This window comes from Nostoc sp. 'Peltigera membranacea cyanobiont' 213 (assembly GCF_002245975.1).
GTDB lineage: Bacteria > Cyanobacteriota > Cyanobacteriia > Cyanobacteriales > Nostocaceae > Nostoc.
Genome location: NZ_NOLI01000310.1, coordinates 1 through 2,941, shown reverse-complemented (window position 1 = coordinate 2,941; position 2,941 = coordinate 1). Strand labels below are relative to the sequence as shown.

The window sequence follows — 2,941 nt, the reverse complement described above, 5'->3', positions numbered from 1 at the left end:
CGAGGACGAATAAGACCGTCACTGATTCAATGATGTTGGAAGCCCCAACCTCAGCGAAGCAGGTTGGGGTACTTCACAATTCCTAACTCCTGCACAGACGCGATTCATCGCGTCTCTAACTCCTAACTCTTGTACAGACGCGATTCATCGCGTCTCTAATTATTAACCCTCTTCTTTTTTAGGAAGGAGATCGAGAAATTTGTCAAGGTCTGCGAAAGCAGCTTGGGAGTTATTTAAGGCAACTAGAGGATTGCTAGCACTAGTAGCTTTATCAAGCTTAACCAGGTCTTTAAAAAAATCTCGCGTTACCTGACGGGCTGTGGGTTGGTCTTTGGGTAGAAGGTTGGGAGTAACATAAGTCAGATTCAGCTTTGCTTCTGTTATCGGGCCATGTATAAAGTTACGCACATTGATCCAATCACCTTCTTTAATCAGGGTTTTCAACTCATCTGAGCGATCGCGCACAGCCTGAATTTCAGGAACATAAGCCTGAATTCTTTCGAGTTGTACTGCTGTGTAAGTTGGAGGTGCGATCGCAACACCAGGGCCGCCACAACTCATGAGGAATGTGGCCAATAATACTAAAACAAGTGAAAAAATCGAGCGTTGACGCGCCATACAATGAATTTAATTGCGTTTTGTTTACCGATTAACAGTGTCATTTTAGATCGTCGCTAGCGCAATTTACCGTTCTTGTCTGCCAAGGATTTTGCAGAAAATCTTGATATTTTTCCCAAAGGGCAGAGTTTCATCTGCTTTTGAGTAATTTTTAAGTACAATTACTTAATAGGTGTTAGCCAGTCCCAACAAGAAGCGATTTTTGGCTTCTATTAGTAACTAAGATTGTTAGGGAAGTATGATTTGGAGTTGCTAAATCTCAAAGGTCTTGATAAGCTGAAACACCAATAATATAAGCCTTCTGGCGGTTTTTCTGTCTTCACATCCCGAAGATGCCGACGCAATATAGGAGTGTTTTTTAGTGAACGCAGCTGAACAGGCAACGAACCTTGAACTCGCCAGCAACATTGCCACGGTAGTTAATTTGTTCAAATTCGAGTTTCCTGATGCCAAATCCGATCTAAAACCCTGGAAAAATGACCCGGAGACTAGGGAGTTAGTCGATCCAGATTCTATAGATATTGGCTTTCACTTTCCTGGTATCAGCAAATCTTGGCGAAGTCGTAGTATTTTAATTCAAATCCGATTTTATCAAGATCCCATCAATAATTCTCGGCGTGCGATCGGCGTAGAAGTAGCTGGATTCGATCATCGCGGTGAAGCTTGGCGACTTTCTACGGTAGAAAACTGGAGTGTTGTCGGCGCATCTTCGCCTTCTGGGGAAATCCAGGATAAGCTCAAACAGATTTGCCGACAGATTTTAGAAGTTTTCAATAAACCAGGACTTACGCATTGAAAACCTGAAACCTCGATCCCCCCTAACCACCCTTAAAAAGAGGGGGGGATCTTAAAAGCCCCCTTTTTAAGGGGGTTGGGGGATCTCTTGTGCGTAAGTTTTATAAACCAAGTGATTGGAATCAACTTGTGTCAGATAAATTAGTGAGGAATAATACAGAGGATTGCGATCGCTAGCCCCCTTATCACAATGACCACTGTAATATTTGTACATGGCACTGGCATTAGAGAACGAGAATACAACGAAACCTTTCAGGTAATTGAGCAAAAAATTCACGCCCAACGTCCTGATATCAAAGTTGCTCCCTGCCTTTGGGGTGCATTAGGTGCAAAGTTCAATGAAAATCGGGCATCAGTACCCTTGGAAGATGCGACGCTGGCTTTATCTCCAGGAGAAGAAGACGCAGAGATTGTATTGTGGGAGCAATTATACCGCGATCCTCTGTATGAATTGCGACTGTTTTCTTTGCTACCGATTGAGTCAGGAAATCCCTTTGGGGAACAACCAGGAGATATTTTACAATCTCGTGTAGCCAGTTTCACGCTGACATCTGAACTGGAAGCTAACTTGCAAGAGGCGGGAATTGCCGAGGTATTTGAGCAAGCACGAGAGGCTACTATCCACAGTGAACCGTATCATCGGGCATTGCTCACAGTTCCCGAATCTGATTTGAGTGAATATTATATACCAATAGTTAGAGCGATCGTCGCTCAAGCAATGTTTATTAGCCAACAGCAAGAAAAATTTCCCCCCATACTCACCGATGCCCAATTGCGCGACGATGTTGTGGAATTGCTGACTCTGGCTTTAGGAGACGCGGAGTTAGGATTGGGTGATTGGTTCTTAAAGCCACTTGTGGAATTAGCACAGCGCGGCGGAACAAATTATATCAGAGGAAACCGCCTGGAGTTGACTGATAAAATTTCGCCTATGCCTGGTGATATTTTGTTGTATTTGACGCGGGGTGAAAAAATTAGGGAGTTTATCAAGCAACAAATCGAACAAGCAGAACCGCCAGTAGTTTTAATCGCCCATAGTTTGGGAGGTATCGCTTGTGTAGATTTGCTAGTGCAGCAGCAATTGTCTCAGGTGGAATTATTGGTTACAGTTGGTTCCCAAGCACCATTTTTATATGAGATTAATGCCCTCCACAGCTTAGAATATGGGCAGTTATTGCCAGAACATTTCCCGGAATGGTTGAATATCTACGATTTACGGGATTTTCTCAGTTACGTGGGTAATAAAATTTTCCCCGATCGCGTGCAGGATGTGCGAGTGGATAGCAGACAACCATTTCCCCGTTCTCACGGTGCTTATTGGACAAATGCTAAAACCTGGGAGGCGATTATTTCGAGGTTGCCATAATGGTTTACTTTTTACGGTGTCTAGAAAACCCCACTCAAAACCTCTCCCATACAAGGCAAATCATTAGTTATGATTCCCACAGTCATTGCACCCCACCCCCAACCCCTCCCCGCAGGCGGGGAGGGGAGACAAAGCATAGCTTTGGCGGGGTGGGGTTCTTCG

3 protein-coding genes are annotated in these 2,941 nt (G+C 44.2%); 2 read left to right on the top strand and 1 reads right to left on the bottom strand.

Features of this window, described 5'->3' with window-relative positions; genetic code table 11:
• Positions 1 to 162: 162 nt before the first annotated feature.
• Positions 163 to 618 carry a photosystem II protein PsbQ gene (gene psbQ / locus CDG77_RS34410; protein ID WP_094333596.1) on the bottom strand — a complete coding sequence of 152 codons (456 nt, stop codon included), beginning with the start codon at positions 616 to 618 and terminating at the stop codon, positions 163 to 165.
• Positions 619 to 979: 361 nt separating this feature from the next.
• On the opposite strand from psbQ, the gene CDG77_RS34405 reads away from it, so the two are divergent.
• On the top strand, positions 980 to 1,414 hold the full coding sequence (locus CDG77_RS34405) for a hypothetical protein (protein WP_094333595.1): 435 nt from the start codon (positions 980 to 982) through the stop codon (positions 1,412 to 1,414).
• A gap of 189 nt (positions 1,415 to 1,603) precedes the next feature.
• Positions 1,604 to 2,779 (top strand): alpha/beta hydrolase, encoded by a 1,176-nt coding sequence (locus CDG77_RS34400; RefSeq protein ID WP_094333594.1) that lies wholly within the window; start codon positions 1,604 to 1,606, stop codon positions 2,777 to 2,779.
• Positions 2,780 to 2,941: the final 162 nt, after the last annotated feature.